At 61.4% G+C, this 21618-nt stretch carries 20 protein-coding genes; 12 read left to right on the forward strand and 8 right to left on the reverse strand.

Going from position 1 to position 21618, the window contains the following annotated elements; all coding sequences use genetic code 11:
• Nucleotides 1-8 precede the first annotated feature (8 nt).
• Nucleotides 9-827 (forward strand): glutamate racemase, encoded by an 819-nt coding sequence (locus HLH35_RS10505; protein ID WP_182979095.1) that lies wholly within the window; start codon nt 9-11, stop codon nt 825-827.
• Between the two features lie 140 nt (nt 828-967).
• On the opposite strand, the gene HLH35_RS10510 is transcribed toward HLH35_RS10505, so the two are convergent.
• On the reverse strand, nt 968-2044 hold the full coding sequence (locus tag HLH35_RS10510; RefSeq protein ID WP_246374339.1) for a polyprenyl synthetase family protein: 1077 nt from the start codon (nt 2042-2044) through the stop codon (nt 968-970).
• 58 nt (nt 2045-2102) lie between these two features.
• On the opposite strand from HLH35_RS10510, the gene HLH35_RS10515 reads away from it, so the two are divergent.
• Together HLH35_RS10515 and HLH35_RS10520 are read left to right on the forward strand one after the other, a co-directional pair.
• Nucleotides 2103-2933, forward strand: coding sequence for a tRNA1(Val) (adenine(37)-N6)-methyltransferase (locus tag HLH35_RS10515; RefSeq protein ID WP_246385017.1), 831 nt, complete (start codon nt 2103-2105; stop codon nt 2931-2933).
• A gap of 117 nt (nt 2934-3050) precedes the next feature.
• Complete coding sequence (locus HLH35_RS10520) at nt 3051-3452, forward strand: VOC family protein (RefSeq protein ID WP_182979096.1); 402 nt, start codon at nt 3051-3053, stop codon at nt 3450-3452.
• 40 nt (nt 3453-3492) lie between these two features.
• Here HLH35_RS10520 and HLH35_RS10525 read toward each other — a convergent pair whose 3' ends face one another.
• The 7 genes from HLH35_RS10525 to uvrC all read right to left on the reverse strand — a co-directional run bounded on the left by HLH35_RS10525 (nt 3493) and on the right by uvrC (nt 10759).
• Nucleotides 3493-4521, reverse strand: a complete 1029-nt coding sequence (locus tag HLH35_RS10525; protein WP_182979097.1) for a ribonucleotide-diphosphate reductase subunit beta — start codon at nt 4519-4521, stop codon at nt 3493-3495.
• Nucleotides 4522-4591: 70 nt separating this feature from the next.
• Nucleotides 4592-6526: a ribonucleoside-diphosphate reductase subunit alpha gene (locus HLH35_RS10530; protein ID WP_182979098.1), complete on the reverse strand. Its 1935-nt coding sequence runs from the start codon at nt 6524-6526 to the stop codon at nt 4592-4594.
• A gap of 242 nt (nt 6527-6768) precedes the next feature.
• On the reverse strand, nt 6769-7239 hold the full coding sequence (locus tag HLH35_RS10535) for a molybdenum cofactor biosynthesis protein MoaE (protein ID WP_182979099.1): 471 nt from the start codon (nt 7237-7239) through the stop codon (nt 6769-6771).
• Between the two features lie 3 nt (nt 7240-7242).
• Nucleotides 7243-7503 carry a MoaD/ThiS family protein gene (locus HLH35_RS10540; RefSeq protein ID WP_182979100.1) on the reverse strand — a complete coding sequence of 87 codons (261 nt, stop codon included), beginning with the start codon at nt 7501-7503 and terminating at the stop codon, nt 7243-7245.
• Nucleotides 7504-7560: 57 nt separating this feature from the next.
• Nucleotides 7561-8094 carry a hypothetical protein gene (locus HLH35_RS10545; protein ID WP_246385018.1) on the reverse strand — a complete coding sequence of 178 codons (534 nt, stop codon included), beginning with the start codon at nt 8092-8094 and terminating at the stop codon, nt 7561-7563.
• A gap of 89 nt (nt 8095-8183) precedes the next feature.
• Nucleotides 8184-8780 (reverse strand): CDP-diacylglycerol--glycerol-3-phosphate 3-phosphatidyltransferase, encoded by a 597-nt coding sequence (gene pgsA / locus HLH35_RS10550; RefSeq protein WP_182968477.1) that lies wholly within the window; start codon nt 8778-8780, stop codon nt 8184-8186.
• A 98-nt stretch (nt 8781-8878) separates the two neighbouring features.
• Nucleotides 8879-10759, reverse strand: coding sequence for an excinuclease ABC subunit UvrC (gene uvrC, locus HLH35_RS10555; protein ID WP_182979101.1), 1881 nt, complete (start codon nt 10757-10759; stop codon nt 8879-8881).
• A gap of 332 nt (nt 10760-11091) precedes the next feature.
• On the opposite strand from uvrC, the gene HLH35_RS10560 reads away from it, so the two are divergent.
• The 9 genes from HLH35_RS10560 (at nt 11092) to HLH35_RS10600 (ending at nt 21572) form a co-directional block, all read left to right on the forward strand.
• On the forward strand, nt 11092-11886 hold the full coding sequence (locus tag HLH35_RS10560; RefSeq protein WP_182979102.1) for an exodeoxyribonuclease III: 795 nt from the start codon (nt 11092-11094) through the stop codon (nt 11884-11886).
• 363 nt (nt 11887-12249) lie between these two features.
• Nucleotides 12250-13491, forward strand: a complete 1242-nt coding sequence (locus HLH35_RS10565) for a polysaccharide biosynthesis/export family protein (protein ID WP_246385019.1) — start codon at nt 12250-12252, stop codon at nt 13489-13491.
• A 73-nt stretch (nt 13492-13564) separates the two neighbouring features.
• Nucleotides 13565-14755: a capsule biosynthesis protein gene (locus HLH35_RS10570; protein ID WP_246385020.1), complete on the forward strand. Its 1191-nt coding sequence runs from the start codon at nt 13565-13567 to the stop codon at nt 14753-14755.
• Nucleotides 14752-15558, forward strand: a complete 807-nt coding sequence (locus HLH35_RS10575; RefSeq protein ID WP_182979103.1) for an ABC transporter permease — start codon at nt 14752-14754, stop codon at nt 15556-15558. The genes HLH35_RS10570 and HLH35_RS10575 overlap by 4 nt, the downstream gene beginning before the upstream one ends.
• A gap of 12 nt (nt 15559-15570) precedes the next feature.
• Entirely contained in the window at nt 15571-16218 is a 648-nt protein-coding gene (locus HLH35_RS10580; RefSeq protein ID WP_182979104.1) for an ABC transporter ATP-binding protein, read from the forward strand.
• Between the two features lie 156 nt (nt 16219-16374).
• The gene (locus tag HLH35_RS10585; protein ID WP_182979105.1) at nt 16375-18312 is read left to right on the forward strand and encodes a glycosyltransferase family 9 protein; all 1938 of its coding nucleotides are present in this window, start codon (nt 16375-16377) and stop codon (nt 18310-18312) included.
• A 535-nt stretch (nt 18313-18847) separates the two neighbouring features.
• The gene (locus HLH35_RS10590) at nt 18848-19222 is read left to right on the forward strand and encodes an HAD family hydrolase (protein ID WP_182979106.1); all 375 of its coding nucleotides are present in this window, start codon (nt 18848-18850) and stop codon (nt 19220-19222) included.
• Nucleotides 19219-20847, forward strand: a complete 1629-nt coding sequence (locus HLH35_RS10595) for a capsular biosynthesis protein (RefSeq protein ID WP_182979107.1) — start codon at nt 19219-19221, stop codon at nt 20845-20847. The genes HLH35_RS10590 and HLH35_RS10595 overlap by 4 nt, the downstream gene beginning before the upstream one ends.
• The gene (locus tag HLH35_RS10600; RefSeq protein WP_182979108.1) at nt 20844-21572 is read left to right on the forward strand and encodes a glycosyltransferase family 2 protein; all 729 of its coding nucleotides are present in this window, start codon (nt 20844-20846) and stop codon (nt 21570-21572) included. Before HLH35_RS10595 ends, HLH35_RS10600 begins: the two co-directional genes overlap by 4 nt.
• Nucleotides 21573-21618: the final 46 nt, after the last annotated feature.

Below are 21618 nucleotides of genomic sequence, written 5' to 3' on the forward strand. Positions count from 1 at the left end.
CCATTGCCATGACGCAGCGGATTCTCGCATTCGATTCGGGGATCGGCGGCTTCGGAATCGTTCGGGCGCTTCGCGCCCGACTCCCCGGCATACCGGTCGATTACCTGGCCGACACGGCGATCTATCCGTACGGCGAGCAGGACGATGCCGCGCTGATCGATCGCGTGGTCACCCTGATGGGAGAGGCCATTGCCCGCCTCGCGCCCGATCTGATCGTCATCGCCTGCAATACCGCCAGCACGCTGGCGCTGGGCGCGCTGCGGGAACGCTATGACATTCCCTTTGTCGGCTGCGTTCCCCCCATCAAATGGGCCGCCGCGTTAAGCCAGAGCCGCACAATCGGGCTGCTGGCCACACGGGCGACCGTCAGGCGGCCCTATCTGCGCGACCTGCAACAGCGTTACGCCCCCGACTGCACCCTGCTGGCATATGGTGCCCGGGGACTCGCCGATCTGGCGGAACGCGCCTTTCGCGGCCATCCGATCCCGGCTGACATCGTCCAGCAGGAACTGGCGGCCCTGTTCGGGCAGCCCGGCGGCGACCGGATCGACGTGGTCGGCATCGGCTGCACCCATTACACGTTCCTGATGGACGCCTTCCGCGCGGCCTCGCCCCCGGGGATGATCTGGCTGGACCCGGCGGATGCGGTGGCGCGCCGGACCGCAACGGTGCTGGGGGCGCTCCCGCCTCGGCCCGAGGGCACTTCTCGCCCCGACCAGGCCTTCTTCACTGCCATGCCGGCGGAACCCGCGCGCATGACAACCACCATGGCCGCGCTGGGCTATGGATCGCCAACCCTGTTCGCCCAGGAACAGGCCGCGATCTGACCGATCGCGCCTGCCTGGACGCCATTATCCGCGTGCAATCCGATGAGACGAAAGAGCTGAACAGCCCGCCCCTCTATGGCCGTGCCCCCGTGCCGAGGAAACGCGCGCCGGACCGCCAGCGCGCCCTTCCAGTCAGGCCCTTAGCGGGCGCGGCTGACGGTGTAGGATGCCGTATCCTGCAGCAGGCGCCGCAGACGGGTATCGGGGAAGATATCCAGCGCCTCACGCGCCGCACGGGCATAGGCGGCAGCACGATCCAGTGTGACGCCGATGGCGTCGGTCTGGGCGATCAGGGCCAGGGCGTGGTCGAGATCCTCGGGCGCCTGTTCGCTCTCCTCGATGACCCGCCGCCAGAACTGGCGATCTTCCTCGCTGCCGGCGGCATAGGCTGCCAGCACCGGGAGCGTGATCTTGCCCTCGCGGAAATCGTCGCCCACGGTCTTGCCCAGCACGGCCTGGTCCGCCGCGTAATCCAGCGCGTCATCGACCAGCTGGAACGCCATGCCCAGATTGGTGCCGAAGGCCTCCAGCGCCAGTTCCTCGGCATCCGGCCGTTTGGCCACCACCGCGCCCACCCGACAGGCGGCGGCGAACAGGGCGGCCGTCTTGCCGTGAATGACCGTCAGATACTGGTCGACCGAGGTGGAGAGGTCGTTCTGCGTCGACATCTGCAGAACCTCGCCCTCGGCGATCGTAGCCGAAGCCGAGGACAGGATGGCCATCACCTTCAGCGAGCCATCATCCGTCATCAGCTGGAACGACCGGGCGAACAGGAAATCGCCCACCAGCACCGACGCCTTGTTGCCGAACACGGCATTGGCGCTGGCCAGCCCGCGCCGGAGCTGACTTTCATCCACCACGTCGTCATGCAGCAGCGTCGCAGTGTGGATGAACTCCACGCACGCGGCCAGCGCAACATGGCGCTGATGGTCCGGGCCGGCCGGATAGTCGCACAGACGCGCCGATGCCAGCGTCAGCAACGGGCGCAACCGCTTGCCGCCGGCCGCCACCAGATGGGCCGCCAGCTGGGGAATCAGGGCAACGGGGCTGTCCATCCGCTCGATGATCGCGCGATTGCACGCGGCCATGTCTTCGGCCAGATAGCTCGACAACGCGCTCAGGGCAGCTTCCGCCCCCTCCTGCGCCGAGGCGCCGGGGCCGGAATGCTTCGCGGTTGCCGTTTTCTCGGATTCCGGCAGGGTGACTGTAACGCCCAAAAGGTTAAACTCCCCGGCTCCGTTGGATTGGTCTGTAGAACATATGAGCGGCGTGAGAATGACGGTCAAGCCGAAGGACATCATACATGAGCCGACGCCGGATCTGGCATGTCCTGCGGACGACGCATCCATCGAAGCCCTGAGCCACGGAACGCTGCTGGACGGCCGGCTCCGCTACCGGCAGTTTCGCCATGGCTACCGCACCGGACTGGAGCCCGTCCTGATGGCGGCCTCCATCCCTGCCCGCCCCGGCCAGCGCATCTTGGAAGGCGGATGCGGGGCGGGTGCCGGGCTGATGTGCCTGGCCTGGCGCGTGGCCGGCATGACCGGCGTGGGCGTGGAGCGCGATGCCCGCACCGCCATGCTGGCCCAGGCCAATTTCAACGAAAACGGTTTCGATCGGTTGCGCGCGCTTTGCTCGACATTGCCCGACCTGCCCCCCCTGCCCGAATGCCCCGCGCAAGGTGGCGGGTTCGACCACGCCTTTGCCAACCCGCCCTGGCATCGCGCTGACGCCAGCGCATCACCCGACCCGCGCCGCGACATCGCGCGGCGTGTCGGGACGAGCGACATGCTGAATGTCTGGGTCCGCAGCCTGGGGCGACAGGTGCGCCATCACGGCACGCTGACCCTCGCTTTGCCCGCCGCCTCGCTCGACACGGCAATCGCGGCCATGCGCGCGCATGGTATCGGGTCGATCCGGCTGATCCCCTTCTGGCCCAAGGCCGGACGCCCGGCCCGAATCGTGCTGGTCCAGGGACGGGTCGGCGGCCGGGGCGACGCCGCCCTCCTGCCCGGGATGACACTGCATCGGGCAGACGGTCATTTCACGCCGGAAGCCGAGGCCATCCTGCGCGACGGGGCGCCGTTGGATGGCATCTCGTCGTGACTGACGTCTTCTTTTTCTGAAGAAAAAGAAGCAAAAAGACCTTTATCCGTTCAGGGACATTGTAATGTCCCAGCACAAGGCTCCTGGTAGCCCGCTACACCCCTATGCAGGTCCACTATGCTCGATCATGTTTCGATCACAGTGTCGAACCTGGCCATGGCCGAACCGTTCTATGACGCTGTTTTTGCGGCGCTGGGCGTGCCGAAAGTCGCGTCCGATCATGCGAATGGCTGGATCGGCTATGGGGAGCGGTGCGATTCAGGACATCCCGACAGGATTTATCTCTCGATCCGCCTCGGGCCGCCCCTGGATGACGCACCGCGCCGGCACTGGTGCTTCAAAGCCCCCACCCGCGCCGTGGTCGACGCGTTCTGGACGGCGGGGCTTCTTCACGGTGGATCAGACAATGGACCACCGGGACTAAGGGAGAAGTACCATCCCTGTTACTACGCGGCCTTCCTGATCGATCCGGCCGGGAACCACATCGAGGCCGTCTGTCACCGCGCAGAACAGGGCTGACATTCGGACGCGAGGAGGCCCCTCCCCGCGTCCGGTCTTGCTAGCCGTCGGACTGGAAGATGCTCTCCTCGAACGCCTCTTCCCAGGTGCCGGAGGTCGAGGCGCGGCTGTATTCCGTCGCGCGGTTTTCGAAGAAATTCGTATGCTCGACGGCGTTCAGCATATCATCCAGCCACGGCAGCGGATTGGCGGGAATATTGTACATCCCATCCAGCCCCAGCAGGCTCAGGCGGCGATCGGCAACGAAGCGGATATAGGTCTTGACCAGATCGGCATCCAGGCCCTCGACCGGGCCCATCTCGAAGCACAGATCGATGAACGCGTCCTCGTGGTCGACAATGTCGCGGCAGACCTGGCGAATGTCCTCGCGCAGCTTCTCGGTCCAGATTTCCGGATTTTCATGGATGAAGGTGCGGAACAGCCGCGCCATGGACAGGCAGTGCAGGGTCTCGTCACGCACCGACCACGAGACGATCTGCCCCATTCCCTTCAGCTTGTTGAAGCGCGGGAAATTCAGCAGGATGGCGAACGACGCGAAGAGCTGAAGCCCTTCGGTAAAGGCGCCGAAAGCCGCGAGCGTCCGGGCGATCTCGTATTTGCTGTCGACCGAAAACTCCTGCATGTAGTCATATTTATCCTTCATTTCCTTATACTTAAGGAAAGCGGAATACTCGGATTCGGGCATGCCGATCGTATCGAGCAGATGACTATAGGCAGCGATATGAATCGTCTCGATATTCGAAAAGGCAGACAGCATCATCAGCACTTCAGTCGGTTTGAACACCCGGCTGTAATGCTTCATGTAGCAATTGTTCACCTCCACGTCCGACTGCGTGAAGAAGCGGAAGATCTGGGTAACCAGATGCCGCTCACTCTCCGTCAGGGTGCGGTGCCAGTCCTTCACATCGTCGGCCAGCGGCACTTCTTCCGGCAGCCAGTGCACGCGCTGCTGCGTCAGCCACGCATCGTACGCCCACGGATAGCGAAACGGCTTGTAGACCGGATTGGCCGTCAGCAGGTCAAAATGGGTTTCGCCCTCGGGCTGGGGCGCGTTGAGGGGTTCGGTCATGTCGTCTTCTCCGCGACAGCAATGCGGCAACCGTTCGTAGGCGACAGGCGGCTCGCGCCGCCTTATCGGATTACTGGCAGGCCAGGCACTCGTCGTAATTGGTGGATGACGTCGGCGTGGCCGACGCGGCCGGTGCCGGCTCGGGGACCAGGACGTCGCTCTTGTCCAGGACGTTGCTGACGGTGTCCGCCCGCTGAATCGACAGCGAACGGCAATAGTACAGCGACTTCACGCCCCGCTTCCACGCCAGATAATGGATCTGGTGCAGGTCGCGCTTATGCACGTTCGCCGGCAGGAACAGGTTGATGGACTGCGCCTGGCAGATAAAGCCGGCGCGGTCGGCCGCATGCTCCACCACCCAGCGCTGATCCAGTTCGAAGGCGGTCTTGAAGACGTCCTTCTCCTGCTGGGTCAGGAAATCCAGATGCTGGACGCTCCCCTGGCTCAGGGTGATCGACGACCAGACCTCGTCCGTATTCTGCCCCTTGTCGATCAGCAGCTTGGTCAGGTGCCGGTTGCGCACGGTGAACGAGCCGGACAGCGTCTTCTGCAGGAAGACGTTCGCGGCGATCGGCTCGATCCCGGGGCTGGAATTGCCCGCGATGATGGAAATCGATGCCGTCGGCGCGATCGCCAGCTTGTTCGAAAAACGCTCCATCACGCCATATTCCGCCGCGTCCGGACACGCGCCGCGCAGTTCCGCCAGCTTGAGCGACGCCGCGTCGGCCTTCTCGCGAATATGCTTGAAAATCCGCTTGTTCCAGACCTTCGCGATCACGCTTTCGAACGGCACGTTATTGGCCTGCAGGAAGGAATGGAAGCCCATCACCCCCAGCCCGACCGACCGCTCGCGCGAGGCCGCGTATTTCGCGCGCGCCATGTCGTCGGGCGCCCGGTCGATGAAATCCTGCAACACATTGTCGAGGAACAGCATCACGTCCTCGATGAATTGCGGGTCGTCCTTCCACTCTTCCCAGGTTTCCAGGTTCAGCGAGGACAGGCAGCAGACGGCCGTGCGTTCCTGGCCGTGATGGTCGATGCCGGTCGGCAGCGTGATCTCGGCGCACAGGTTCGAGGTCTTGACCTCCAGCCCTGCCAGCTTGTGGTGCTCGGGCCGCGCGTTGTTCACATGGTCGGAATAGATGATGTAGGGCTCGCCCTGCTCCATCCGCGCCGTCAGGATGCGAATCCACAGCGACCGTGCGGACACGTGGCGAATATGCGCGCCATCCTTGGGCGACAGCAGCGCCCATTCCGCGTCCTCGGCCACGGCGCGCATGAAGGCGTCCGAGACCAGCACCCCGTGATGCAGGTTCAGCGCCTTGCGATTCGGGTCACCACCGGTCGGGCGGCGGATTTCAATGAATTCCTCGATCTCGGGATGCCAGACCGGCAGGTAGACGGCGGCGGAACCCCGGCGGAGCGACCCCTGACTGATCGCCAGCGTCAGGCTGTCCATCACGCGGATGAAGGGGATCACGCCCGAGGTCTTGCCGTTGCGGCCGACATTCTCGCCGATCGAGCGCAGATTGCCCCAGTAGGAGCCGATGCCGCCGCCCTTGCTGGCCAGCCAGACATTCTCGTTCCACAGATCGACGATGCCGCGCAGGCTGTCATTCGCTTCGTTCAGGAAGCAGGAGATCGGCAGGCCGCGCGTCGTCCCGCCATTGGACAGCACGGGGGTTGCCGGCATGAACCAATGGCGCGAGATATAGTCGTACAGCCGCTGCGCATGTCCCGGATCGGCGCCGTAATAGGATGCCACCCGCCCGAACAGGTCCTGGTAGCTCTCGCCGTCCAGCAGGTAGCGATTATCCAGCGTCGCCTTGCCGAACGGCGTCAGCAGCGCATCGCGCGACCGGTTGACCCGTACCGGATGGTGGCCGGGCAGTTGGACGACATCATCGAACATGTCGGGCGTCTGGCCGGATTCGTGGTCCTGAAACAGGCCACGCTCCTCTGCCGGACGATCAGACACAGTTCCGGATACGTCATCCAGGCTCATCCATCATCTCCGTGAAAATCGCCGGAACACGGCGTCTATGCCTAGTGTCCCGGGCAGCATTATGACGCTACATATCGCGTCAGGGCAACCAGGAACGCACTAGATATATGAAGATGAAGGGACGGCAAGGGCCCGTTTTGCGGCGAGATGAGGACTTTCCGCGTCAAGCAAAAAGTTTTTTTTCTTCGCCTTCCAGCATCGGTGCCACACGCGGCACCACATGGGGCTGGCGGTCGAAACCGTCACGCTTCCGCCGGCCCGCCTGCGTCCCACCGGGCAGCGGCTGCCTCGTCGCTTTCCCGCGCCGCGACCCATTTCGCCTGCCCGTCCGGATATTCCTCGCGTTTCCAGAAGGGAGCCTGTGTCTTCAGCCAGTCGATCACGAACCCCGTCGCGTCCAACGCGGCTCCTCGATGTGCCGCTGCACATAACACCAGCACGATCGGGGCCCCGACGGGCAACCGGCCTACCCGGTGGATGACGGTGCAGGCCATCAGACCGAATCGGGTGCCGGCCTGCGCCACGATTCGCCCGATCATCGATTCGGTCATGCCCGGATAATGTTCCAGAACCAGCGCCGCCAGCCCCGCATCGCCCCGCACCAACCCCATGAAGAGGCCGATTCCACCGACATCGAATCCCACTCCGGCCAGCCGCGCGATCTCGGCATCCACCGAGAACGCCTCTTCCTGGATCCGGATATCGACCTGCATCGGCTATCCGCCCGTCACGGGCGGGAAGAAGGCCAGTTCATCCCCGGCACGCACGGGCGAATCGAGGGCCGCGAATTCCTGATTGACGGCACAGCGGATCGGCCCGGCCCCTTCCCCGAATATCTCTTCATAGGCCGCGCCGCGCCGGCGCAACCCATCCATGATGTCACGAACTGAAGGCGCCTCGTCCCCGGACAGTACAAGCGTCTCCCCCGACCGGCCCAGCCGATCCCGAAGCCAGGCGAAATACAGGATCTCCACCATGCACGCTGCCTCTCCTGTCATCGCCACACCGCCTTGCGGTTCATTCGCCCGCCTGTCCTATCGGGAAACGCCCGGCGTGTCCCGCACCGTCTTCACGGTCCCATCCGGGGTGATGACGGTGCTGGTGCCGTCGCCATTGGGAATGACGATGGTAGACGCGGTCTGGCCAGACCGGGCCGGCGCTGCATCCGCATGCCCAGCCAAAGGATTCATCCCCCGCCCCGAGAAATCCTGCACGCCACCGTGGATCTCGGCCTGCTCGCCCGCACTCAGCGTACCGCCTTCGGGCAGGTCCGGGCCGGTCGCCGCATCGGCGGGCAGCCCGTCATCCGCTCCATGATGTTCGCGCGTTGCATCGCCCAGGGTTGGCAACGGCGCGGGCGGACCGGGCCACATATTGCCGCCCTGGGGCAGGATCGGCCGTTCAGCCACCACTTCCCCCCGGGCGCGGCGCAGATTCTCCGCATCCCCCGCCGGCAGGTTTGGGTTGGCCCCTGGAAACGTTGCATCATCGGCCATCAGCTTGCCGAAACCGGCACAGCCCGTCTGCAATACCAGCAGTGAAAGCACCGCCGCCCTGCGCATCATCATTCCCCTCCGCCGCGCCCTGTTCCGCCAGCGACTGGAAGTCTGCCCATTCGTCTCCACAACCACAAGTGGCATGAAATATGATGATACAATCAGGACGCGATTTTCGACGCACCATCATGCCGGCTGATATGCCGCATGGCGGTCACCAGATATCCCCACCCGGTCACGACCGTCAGCACCGCCGCAATCCACAGCAGGATCGACCCGATCAGGCCGACCGGCAGCCATGGCATATGCAGCAGCCGTCCCGTCCCGTCCCCCGCCAGCAGGAAGCCGATCGCCGTCATCTGGATGCCGGTTTTCCACTTCGCCAGCCGCGTCACCGGCAGGCTGACTCGTGTCGAGGCCAGGAATTCGCGCATCCCGCTGATCAGGATTTCCCGCGCCAGGATGATGATGGCGGGATACAATCCGCCGAACGGCAGATGGCCGGTGCCGGCCAGCATCATCAGCGACGCACCGACCAGCAGCTTGTCGGCGATCGGGTCGAGCATCCGCCCAAGCTCCGAATATTGCTGGCGCGCGCGCGCCAGCCGCCCGTCCAGATAGTCGGTGATCGCGGCCGCGATAAACAGCAGGCACGCCGCGAAATCGGTCATCGCGCTGCCCATCGCCACAAGGGCGACCAGGACGGGAATCGCCCCAATCCGCGACAGGGTCAGGATATTGGGCAGGTCGGTCAACATCGGGAGGCACCGTACAGCAAGACACGGCGAACAGGAACGGTACTTCACGCCGGTCTGATGAAGAAATCGCTCACATCTCGCCGCCCATCGCCCCGGGGCTATGCGCCGCTCCAGCCAGGATGGAAATGCCCGTAGACGACGCGCGCGGTCTCGCGGTTGATCCCCGGCGTCGCCTCCAGCTCGGCCAACCCCGCCTGCCGCACGCCCCGCGCCGAGCCGAACTGGTTGAGCAGCGCACGCTTGCGCGCCGCGCCGACCCCGGGGATCTCGTCCAGTTCCGACTTCACCAGCGCCTTCGATCGCCCTGCACGATGGGTGGAAATGGCGAAACGGTGCGATTCGTCGCGCAGCCGCTGCAGATAGTACAGCACCGGGTCGCGCGGCGGCAGCTGAAAGGCCGGGCGGTCGGCGACATGAAACCATTCGCGCCCCGCATCCCGGTCGGGCCCCTTGGCGATCGCCACCAGCGTCACGTCCGACACGCCAAGCTCGTCCAGGATCGCCCGCACGGCCGAGTACTGGCCTGCCCCGCCATCGATCAGGACGATATCCGGCCAGTCGGCCGAGCCACCCTCCGCCTCGCGCTCACGCAGGGCGCGGCTGAAGCGCCGTTCCAGCACCTCGCGCATCATCGCGAAATCGTCCCCCGGCGTGATCGGCCCGCGAATCGCGAATTTGCGATAGCTCCGCCGGTCGAACCCTTCCGGCCCCGCCACCACCATCACGCCATAAGCGTTGGCACCCATGATATGGCTGTTATCGTAGATCTCGATCCGTCGTGGCGCGGCGTCCAGCCCGAAGAGTTCGGCCACCCCGTCCAGCAGCTTCGCCTGGGCGGTGCTTTCGGCCATCTTGCGTTCCATCGCCTCGCGGGCGTTCGTCTCGGCGTGCTCGACGACCGCACGCTTCTCGCCCCGCTGCGGCACCAGGATCTCGACCTTCCGGCCGCGCTTGATGCCCAGCGCGTCGGCCATCAGGTCATGTTCGGCGATCTCGCAATTCAGCAGGATCTGCGCCGGCGGCGGCTTGTCATCATAGAATTGCGACAGGAACGCGCCCAGCACCTCACCCGGCGCCTCGTCACGCGCATGGAGGGGAAAGAAGGCGCGATTGCCGTTGTTGCGGCCACCACGGATGAAGAAGACCTGGATGCAGGACTGCCCCGCCACCTGGGCGATGGCCACGATGTCCGCATCCTCCAGCGACGCGGGGTTGATGACCGACGAATCCTGCATCGCCGCAAAGCCCCGGATGCGGTCTCGGATGGTTGCCGCACGCTCGAAGGCCAAGCTGGCGGCGGCCTCCTCCATCTCGCGCACCAGTTCATCGCGCAGGCCGTTGCGCTGGCCGGACAGGAAGGCCCGCGCCTGCTCCACCAGATGGGCATAATCCGCCTGGTCGATGCGTCCGACGCATGGCGCCGAACAGCGCTTGATCTGAAAGAGCAGACATGGCCGCGTACGCGCGTTGAACACCGCATCCGAGCACGACCGCAACAGGAACACCCGCTGGAGCAGGTTGAGCGTCTGATTGACCGCCCAGGCCGAGGCGAACGGCCCCCAGTAGGACGCCCCCTTGACCAGCTTGCCGCGATGCTTCGCGATCTGCGGGAACACGTCTCCGTCGCTCATCATGATCCACGGATAGCTCTTGTCGTCGCGCAGCAGGATATTGAAGCGCGGCTTCATGCGCTTGATGTAATTGGCTTCCAGCAGCAGCGCCTCGGCCTCGGTATGCGTGGTGACGATTTCCATCGCCACCGTCTCGGACACCATGCGCCGCAGCCGCTCGGGCAATTTGCCCAGCTGGGTGTAAGACGTTACCCGCCGCTTCAGAATCCGCGCCTTGCCGACGTACAGCACCTCCCCTTTCTCGCCGATCATGCGATAGACGCCGGACGAGAGCGGCATGGTCTGAAGGGCCTGCTGAATCGCCTCGACACCCCGGAGGCGCGGGGTGGCGGTCGCGTCGCCGTCCATCAGGCCGCCCCCTCATTCATCCACCGATCATGTGGATAAGTCTGTGGAGCAGGCACGGGCAGAATCGTGGGGGGGGCAGTTTTCCTGACCCCGACTTGGATTGCATAAAAAAACAGCACAGAAAAATAACCCACTGATAATGATAAAAATTATTCCAACACGACCTTGATGTTCGATGAACTCCAGGTAATCCGCTGAAAAACCGAGGATTGCTCCCGCCCACCACAAGCTGCCTGCAACATCTACCCGATCACCCGCGATTCGATCCCGTTTTGTTCGTGATAGCGGGAATCGCTCTTGCCAGTCGGCGTATGATGGGTAATGCCACTGATATGCGCATCGTGACGTGGAATATCAATTCGCTCCGCCTTCGGCTGCCCCTGCTCGCCCGATTGGGCGAGGATCTTCGACCGGACATCATCTGCCTGCAGGAAACCAAGGTCCCGGACGACCTGTTCCCTGCCGATGCGATCCGCGAGCTGGGGTACACACACACGCTCTATCGCGGCATGAAGGCCTATAACGGCGTCGCGATCCTGTCGCGCGTGGCGCTGACCTCGCTCGACGACACGCCGGACTGGTGCGGGCGCGGCGATTGCCGCCACATCGCGGCGTCGTTCTCACTCGGCGGCGAAGCGGTCGAACTGCATAATTTCTACATTCCCGCCGGCGGCGACATTCCCGACCCCGAGGCCAATCCCAAATTCGCGCACAAGCTGGCCTTCGTGGACGAAGCCACAGCCTGGTTCGCCGGCCGCACCAACCGCCGCACCATCCTGGTCGGCGACCTGAACATCGCACCGCTGGAACAGGATGTCTGGAGCCACAAACAACTGCTGACCGTCGTCAGCCACACACCGCCCGAAACCACACGGCTACTGGCCTGGCAGGAAAACGGCTTCGTCGACGCCATGCGGCATTTCGTGCCGGCGGATGAAAAGCTGTACACATGGTGGTCCTACCGCAACCGCGACTGGAAGGCCTCCAACCGCGGCCGCCGCCTGGACCATGTCTGGATTACCCCCGACCTGACAGACAATCTGGCCGGCATGACGGTACTGCGCGATGCCCGCGACTGGCCCACGACATCGGATCACGTTCCGGTTGCGGTGGATTTCCGGGATTGAGCGCGTGAAGAGATGGGATCGTTCTCTCAATCTTCCTCTATCGGGTAGCCAGAATCTGCGGGAATTCGTCACGCATGACGAAGACGGCGAGGCGAGTCATCGTGCCGAAGCCGTTCCCCGTTATGCGTTGGCGTAAAGCGTGGTCCGCATCCTCGCGGCGATCGTCGTCACTCTACCCCGCGCCCCAAGCTTGAGCGGGCTCCGTTGGGCATTTTCTTGTCAAGCTGTCCAACCTTTGACATAGAGCTTTGGCAATCTGACCAGAGACGAGTTTTTATCTTGGTGGTATGTCGCGTGGTTAATATGATTCCTGAACACTGCCGCTTGCGCAGCCACCCCGCTCCATACCGGATGGCGGCACAGTTGTCCGGCGTTCTGGTGAGCGGTCTGCTCCTCCTGTCAGGCTGCAGTTCCCTACCCAGCAGCGGGCCGACGGAATCTCATATCATCAAGGTGCAGAAAGACCCCAAGCAGAATGCCATGGGCTTCGGCATCGTGCAGATCAGCGCCGATCTGCTGACGCTTCTGGCCAGTGAATCTCCAACGCCGCTTTCCTCTCTCGACCGGGTAACCGATCGCGCCACCGGCAACGACATGATCGGCCCCGGCGATACGATCCAGATTTCGATCTATGAACTCGGCAACAGCCTGTTCGGCGGTGGCGGCAGCAATGCCAGCGGCACGTCCATGGCCTCCGCCCTGTCCGGCGAAACGAGCAGCAGCCAGAGTACGGGCACAATCCTGTCCGGCGGCACCAGCGGACAGGATGCACACGGCGGTAGCGCCACCGCCACGCTGAGCAACCTGCCCCCCCTGAACGTCAGCGCCACGGGAACCGTCATGGTGCCTTATGTGGGAACCTTGAATGTGGCCGGGCGCACGGTGGACCAGGCGGCAACGATGGTGCGTGAGGCCCTCGCCCGCAAGTCGCAATCACCGCAAGTGATCGTGCGTATCGTTCAGGGCGTGACCAACTCGGCTATCGTCTACGGCGACGTCAAACGCTCCGGACGCGTGTTGCTGACCCCCGCGCACGAGCGCATCATGGATGTTATCGCCTTGGCGCTCGGCACCAGCCACCCGCCCGAGGATTCGATCATCCAGTTGACACGCGGCGACCGGGTGGTTCGGGTGGCAATGAGCGTGCCGGAGAACGACCCTTCGCAGAACATCACCATTCACCCGGGCGATCGTGTAGAAGTCATCTACAAGCCCCGGACCTTTACGGTTTTCGGTGCGGCGGGCAAGGTGTCGGAAGTGCCGTTCACGGTGCCCGAACTCTCCCTGGCGGAAGCCATCGCCCGGGTTGGGGGGCCCCTTGATGAGCGGGCCGATCCCAATGGGATTTTCCTTCTGCGATACGAAGACAATGATATCGTCAGGCGACTGGGGCTGCCGGTGGCTCCGGGCAAGCCCTCCACACCGATCGTTTACCAGATCGACATGATGAACCCCGGCAATTACTTTCTTGGCCAGCATTTTGTCATGAGAGACAAGGACATGCTGTACTTCTCCAACGCCAAGGCCAATGAATTCTATAAGTTGTTCGGCCTTATCAGCACGATCATCCAGCCCGGTATCACTGCGGGATACATGGCGCACTAGGCACGGCCAGGACGCCCTCCCCACGACGGGTTACGGGCGGTTATTGATAAGGTTGGGGCAGGAAAGTTTTTCGATGTCAGATGAATCTCAGGAATACTCCTCATTGGCCATAACGCAGGCATCCCGGCCGGTTCGTTCGGCGAAGGCTTACGAAACCTGCGTGGCCTTTGTGAAGAACAAGATCGGGGTTGGGCTTTTCTTTACGGTTATCGTGCCCAATATCCTGCTGTTCCTGTACCTGACATGCCTTGCCACTCCGCAATATATTTCCGAAGCCCATTTCATGGTGCGTGGCGAACACAGCGCCAGCGGCCTGCCGCTGACGATGATGCTGCAGACCGGCGCGGGTGAATCCGTCACCAGCGACGATACCTTTGCGGTGCAGGATTATCTGGTCTCGCGCGACGCCATGGCGCTCCTTCTCCGCAATCATGATCTTGCCCGGGTGTTCTCGCGCCAGGAGGCAGACTTCATAGCCCGCTTCCCCAACTGGTATTCGCGGCGGGATCTCGAAAGCTTCTATAAATACTACAAGCGGCACGTTAAGGCACAGATCGACGCCGATACCTCCCTCTCTGTTCTGACGGTCCGGACCTTCAGCGCGGATGATTCGCAACGGATCGCAAAAGCACTCATCGCTGCCGCGGAAGATCTGGTGAATGATATCAACCGCCGGCAGCGGGCGAATCTGGTAGATGCCGCGCAAAAGGAAGTCACTGAAACACTGGGCGAGATGCGCGACCTGCAAACCCGCCTTGCGGCCTTCCGCAATACCAGCGCGATGATCGACCCGGAAAGGCAGAGCACGCCGCTGGTGTCCACACAATACGCGCTGCAGTCCCTGCTGACCGCCACCCAGATGCGCCTGGATCAAACCCGCCAGACGGCGCCTGACAGCCCTGCCATCGCGGTTTATCAGCACCAGATCGATATCCTGCGCAAGGAACTGGATACGGCATCCGCCCGCCTGACGGGAGACCCGCAGTCCCTGGTACCGCGCCTGACCGAGTATGACAGCCTGACCATCCAGCGGCAGATTCTGCAGCAGGTCCTGGCGTCCGAAGTTACGTCATTGCAGAGCGCCAAAGCGCGCGCAGACCATCAGATGGTGTTCCTTGAGGAAGTGACGCAACCCGACAAACCCGATTATCCTGCCTACCCGCCGACAATCGAGGTCATGGCAATTTCCATCCTCTGCTTCTACGGCGCCTATGTCATGGGCCGACTTCTCGTCGCAGGTGCGCGGGAGCACAGGATCACATGAGGCAGCAATCGCAGTGGAGCAATACGCTCCTCTCCCATTTCAAACTTCAGTACAAGGTTATTCACGCCCTTATCCTGCGGGAAATCCATACCCGCTATGGGCGCGATAATTTGGGATTCCTATGGGTGGTCGGCGAACCCATCCTTTTTTGTGCGGGCGTTGCCATTTTGTGGACGGCCATCCGCCCGGCCCGCGAGCATGGGCTGGCCATGACGGCAATCGTGGTGACGGGATATGTTCCCCTAACCATGTGGCGCCATTGTATGGGACGCGCAGTGAAGGCCTATGAATCCAACGGCAGCCTGCTCTTTCATCGACAGGTAACGCCTTTCGACATCATCACGGCACGCACATTTCTGGAAGTCATCGGAACTCTTATGGCGGGGGTTCTCGTGATGGGAAGCGCCATCGGGCTCGGTTACATGAAACCGCCACAGGATTATGGTCTTCTCCTTCTGGGATTGGTCTATCAATCTTTTTTTTCCTTCGCTACCGCTCTTCTGACGGCATCTGTAAGCGAGATGTCCGATCTTTTTGAAAAAATCGTAACCGTTATTTCCTATCTCTCACTTCCATTTTCCGGTGCGTTTATCATGGTTGCGTGGCTTCCTCTTCGTTACCAGTGGATTCTGATGCTGTCGCCCATGGCTAACAATGTAGAGATGATCCGGGGCGGCCAGTTCGGCATGGGGGCCAGCGTAAGGTACGATCTTTTCTATGATACATGGATGACCGCGCTGCTACTCGGCCTTGGCATCATCCTGACGGCGGGTGTCAGAAAACATCTCGAAATCACGGGTTAGAGCCGCAAAGCCATGATAAGGTGCGTCGACATCGTCAAGGAATTCCATACATCGTCCGGCGTGCGGCGTGTCCTCAACGGGGTGAACTGCACCGTTCAACGCGGCGAGAAGTGGGGAATCCTGGGGCATAACGGTGCCGGCAAATCGACCCTCCTGCGCATCATCGGTGGTGTGGATCTGCCCACATCCGGGCAGGTCGAACGGGATATGTCCGTCTCCTGGCCCCTGGCGTTTTCCGGAGCATTCCAGGGCAGCCTGAGCGGCCTGGACAATCTGCGTTTCATCGCACGCATCTATGATCGCGATTATGGGGAAATGCGCCGTTTTGTGGACGATTTCGCTGAACTCGGCCACCATCTCCGCGAACCGGTGAAGACCTATTCATCCGGCATGCGCGCCCGGCTCGCCTTCGCATTATCCATTGCGATTGAATTCGAATGCTATCTGATCGACGAGGTCATCATGGTCGGCGATGCCCGCTTCTCGGAGCGGTGTCGCCGTGAACTTTTCGAAAAGCGCCAGGACCGCTCGCTTGTGATCGTTTCCCACAGCATGGATTTCATCAGGGATACATGCGACCACAGCATGGTTCTGCGAGATGGCAAGATGACCATCTGTGCCAGCGTGCAGGAAGGCGTGGATATGTATAATAATTTTTAACCCTCCCTTTGTGCAGGTCTGGCGCCGTCTACAGCGCGCCGCCCCCTTTGCTCCAGCAAACGAATTCGTTTGCCACAGACCAGCCGAGAAACTATCCAGATTCATATAAAATCCGCGCCTCCTCTTCAGGTCGAGCGACCAGAAAGGAGGAGGAGAATGCGGCTTCGCAACGCCGGAGCTATCGGCCAGATAGGCCCGCCTGCAAGGTGTGGACACTTTCTAAAGCACGGCTCAAAACCGGAATTTTACTGGGAACGCATGGTGAAACAGACGACCGGGTATCTCGAGTCGCCCCACAGCACGCTCGACACGCGGACCTGTTCCGCAGCCGCCTATCGGGGGTTGGACACCGACCCGGACGCCCCGCTCCCCTCCCTGAGCGACAGCGCCGCGCATTCGCCGTTTTCCGACCTGATGACGCTTCCCTTGCCGCGCAACGTCAAATGGTTCCTGACGCGCCCCGCACCTGCCATCAGCCAGAAATTCCCCCGCATCGGCAAGCGCCTGGCCGGCCTCTACCACGCTTTCGTCTTTCTGTTTGCCATATCCAGAACGCGGATTGCGCTGGTCCAGATCGGAAGCATGAAAGCTGTAACCGGACTTCCCGTCCTGTCGGGCGTCGTTGCTTTTCGTGTCCTGGTTTCATCACGACATGACCTGACGCGCGCCTGCGTCAATCCGGACGGTGGCACAACAGACATTGCCGTTGCCACCCCCGTGCTGGTCCGCAAGATCGGTGCCCTGAAAATCTGGGTTGTCAACGCTTGGGTGGATACCGCCCGTCTGCCGGTTGGCCGACAGAAATTGCATCTCAATATTTATGCAGGCTCGCGTCATGCCGGGCACATTCGTCGCTTCGTAACCGTCCGGCCGCAAGAGGATATTGCCGCCTGCCTTCCCGACGGAGTCCAAGATTCTGATACCTTCGTTCCCTCCACATCTGACAAGACGATGGGGACGATCGATCACGTCCTGTCCTTGCCGGTCGAGCGGCATCGGCCCCAGAAGCAGATTTTTTCCGGCGCTATCCGCTCCATCCTGATCCTGCGCACGGACCAGTTGGGAGACGTTTCGGCCTCGCTGCCCGCCATGGCGCGACTAAGGGCGCTCTTCCCCGAAGCGCGCATCACCGTCCTGTCGCAAAAGGCCATTGTGCCCGTTCTGGTCGCCTCGGGGGTTGCCGACGAATATCTTTCGCTCTCGCTCTCCTACAACAGCAGAACCGAGCGGCGCTTCCTGACCGCCGAGGCCGAACATGCGGTGCGCGACAGCCTGCGCGGGCGAGAGTTCGATCTGGCGATCGACCTTTCTCCCGGAACCGAAAGTCAGCCCCTGATGCGGCTGTGCGCCGCACGCTACAGGGTGAGCTTCAAGCCCGGCCAGTTTCCTTTCATTGATTTCGGTATCGAAGTCACATCACGCGACAAGATCAATCGCAAGGCTGTCGTCAATCACGCGGCCCATGTCAGCATGCTGGTCTCGGCCCTCGAGGGTGCGATGCATATGCGCCAAACTGTCGTCCCCCGCCTTCCGTCGAACAGTGACGCTTCCATTCTTGGCGATCATGGGGTGGAGAAGAAGGGTTATATTGTCGTGCATTCGGGCGCGCGCCATCCGATCAATCGATGGCCGCTGCCCAATTTCCTGGCATTTTGCGCGGATTTCCATGCCGCCACGCGCATTCCGGTTCTGTTGTTCATCGACAAGGATGACCTGACGGACGCCATAAAAGCGCAATGCGAAAGCCTGGACGGCGTCAGGCTGATGCCATCCATCGACATGAATGCATTCGATACGCTTCTGTCGCATACTCTGCTTCTGGTCGCCAACGATACCGGCCCAAAGCACCTGGCGGCCACCCGGGGCATTAATGTCGTCAGCATCGCGATCCCGCGCGTGAACTGGCAGGAATGGGGGCAGAATCGCGGTGGTGTCATTCTCTCACGCCGCGTTCCCTGTGCCGGTTGCGGCCTGAACGACCGGCTTGCCTGTGGCATGGACGCGGCGTGCGTCATGTCGGTACCCGTCGCAACCGTCCTGGAGACCGCACTGGAAGAAATTGCTTATGGAAAGGGAAAGGCTCGATCTGATTGACCGTGTGCCGAATGGGTCCTTGAACCGGGATCAATCTGCTCGTTGATAATTGATATGCAATTCTTTTCCTGTCTCTCGCGCAGCGCGGATCATAGAAGGACCGGCGTGAAGAAGTGGCGAGCCAACATTTGGGAGATGTTTCCGATAGTCATGGAAGGCCCAACCCGGCCCGCCAATCTGCGGCACGTGAGACCGAGCGAAAAAAACGCCATAAAATCTTTGTGTCCCGCGCCAGCGCAGCGCCTGACCCTGTCCCCAGCAGGCGATTGAAAAGGCAGGCGACATTTCTCGGACGATGTTCGGACATCAATCAGCCATTTTCTGCCCGATATCTCTTTTGCGGTGCGCCAGAAGACCGCACTCTGTCGCAGCCAGAGACATTCAGCGCAGGAGATCTGATATCAGCCTCCCCTCCCGACAGGGATCGTCCTGCTTTTTATTCATCAAGCACATCTTGTCCGTCGCGCTCTCGTAAGCAATGAAGATGGATGTCAATCCACCGTTTCTCCTCAAATCGTTACGTACCGGAGCCCCTATGAAACGCCTTGTTGTCGACCTTGACGATACCCTGACCAGGAACAATCCGGACCTGTCATACGCCGACAAGGAGCCGAACCTGCCCCTGATCGAAAAACTCAGGGAATACAAGGCGCAGGGCTTTGAAATCCTGATTCAGACGGCACGGAACATGCGCACCTATAATGGCGCGATCGGCAAGATCAACGCCAATACATTGCCGATTATCCTGGAATGGCTGCGCAAGCACGACGTGCCTTACGATGAAATCTACGTCGGCAAGGCGTGGTGCGGAACGGAGGGCTTCTATATCGATGACCGAGCCATCCGGCCTTCGGAGTTTCTCAATCTGTCTCTCGAAGAGATCAACCGCCTGATTGAAACAGATAAATGATTCACGCCAATCTTATCAGCGTCATTGCATCAGGCGCTTACGTCAGCCACGAACTCGTCGCGGAGTTCGGGCCTTTGCCGCCGGCCTTTCTGCCCCTGGGCGTGGGCCGCTTGTATGACATGCAGATTGCCAGCCTGAAGCAGGACCTGACCGAGGCATCGCCGATCTACATTACTCTGCCGGAGAGCTTCAACGTTCCGGCACACGATCTTCAGAGCTTCAAGGACAAGGGCGTAACACCCATTTTCGTGCCGGATGGCCTGGAACTGGGGGAATCGATCGTCTTCGCCATCAACAGTATCAGCGCCTATTCGGCTGGCATCCGCATCCTGCACGGCGATACCCTGCTGGACCATCTGCCCTCCGGACTGGATGTCGTCGCCGCCCACGCCGAAGGGGACGATTATTGCTGGGCAGCCATCAATCATTCGGGCACGCGGATCGAGAGCCTTGAGGTTATAGAGGCCGCTTCGGAATCGCAGTTGAACCGCCCGGTAGCCTGCGGTTATTTCGCGTTCTCGAGTTGCAGCGAACTGGTCCGCGCGATGGTTCGTACCGGCTACGACTTTGTGCGCGGCGTTAATGCCTATAATCGGCTGCGCCCCTTGCGCATGGACAATATCGAACATTGGTACGATTTCGGTCATCTGCAGACCTATTTCCATTCGCGGCGGATGGTGACCACTGCGCGCTCTTTCAATTCCCTGCAGATTACCCGCAACACGGTCAAGAAACTGTCGACCGACAGTTTCAAGATGCAGGCGGAAGCCAATTGGCTCGCCCGCATCCCGGCGGAGGCCCGGCCTTACAGCGCCCGTCTTCTGGATCAGGGCCAGGAAGGTACGCGCGCATTCTATAGCACGGAATATCAGTACGCTCCCAACCTGTCGGAACTTTTCGTGTTCTCGGGTATCGGCCGGATCACATGGCAGAAGATCCTCGGTTCCTGCACCGAGTTTCTGGAGATCTGCGCCTCGCATGAGGGCGAGATTCCGCGCGCGCACTACACGCGGCAACTCATGGGCAAAAAAACCGTCGAACGGCTTGAACGTTATGCGCGGGAAAGCGGGTTTAACATTGAAAAGCCGCTGTCCCTGAACGGCCAGCCCATGCCGTCTCTTGCAGAAATCGCGACCGCGCTGGAAAGCATGATTTCCGTGCCGGATGCAGCGGAACGTTCCACCGTCATGCATGGCGATTTCTGCTTCAGCAATATTCTCTACAATTCCCGCAATAGCCGCATTTCCGTCATTGACCCGCGTGGATACGTCTCCAGCGGCGAACATGATATTTACGGCGATATGCGTTATGATATCGCAAAGCTGTCCCACTCCATCGAAGGCTTGTACGACCTGATCATCGCCGGCCGTTACCGGCTGACGCAGGAAAACACGTACGATTTCTCGCTGGAATTTCCTCCGTCGAGTCAGCGGAACTGGCTGCGAAACCTGTTCGCCGACCTGACGATCGCGGGTATTTCTCCTGCCAGTCAGGAGATCGGCGCCATTACGACCTCCCTGTTCGTCTCGATGCTCCCCCTCCATGCCGACCGGCCGGACCGACAGGCCGCCTTCATCGCCAATGCACTCCGACTCTTTTCCGCCCTTGAAGGAAAGCGCGCATGATCATCATTCCCATGGCCGGACTGTCGAGCCGCTTTACCAAAGCCGGCTACACCAGGCCGAAATACATGCTGCCCCTTCACGGCAAGAGCGTATTCAAGCATTCGGTGGAGAGCTTCTCGCGCTATTTCAACGACCTGCCCTTCATCTTTATTGCACGAACGGTAGCGGAAACGCCTGCTTTCATCCGCAAGGAGACCACCGAACTCGGCATCCGCGATGCCCGTATCGTCGTGCTGGACCGGGAAACCGCGGGACAGGCGGAAACGGTCGAAATCGGTATCAGGGAAGCCGCTCTTGACGACCGCACTCCCCTGACGATCTTCAATATCGATACATTTCGCACCGGCTTCCGCTTTCCTGAAGCCGATTGGTTCGGCCATTCCGACGGGTATCTGGAAGTTTTCCGCGGAGAGGGTGCAAACTGGTCCTATGTCGGCCCCGCGGAAGACAGCGATGAACCGCTGGCGGCGCGAACGACCGAAAAACAGCCAATCTCCGACCTGTGCTGCGACGGCCTGTATCATTTTGCGCAGTCTTCGTCCTTCCTGGATGCGCTGGCGCAGGAGCGACTGGCGCCATCTTTGCCTGAACTCTATATCGCGCCGCTGTATAATCATCTGATCAAAGCGGGCCAGCGCATTCACTACGACCTCATCCCGACGGAACTGATCACATTCTGCGGCGTTCCGGCTGAGTACGAGGCTCTGGGTGGCGAAAAACCCTGATCTCAACGTGCAGCGTCGCGGGCGCGAAGGATCTGCCTAGTTTATG

The organism is Gluconacetobacter asukensis (genome assembly GCF_014174375.1).
Classification (GTDB): Bacteria; Pseudomonadota; Alphaproteobacteria; order Acetobacterales; family Acetobacteraceae; genus Gluconacetobacter; species Gluconacetobacter asukensis.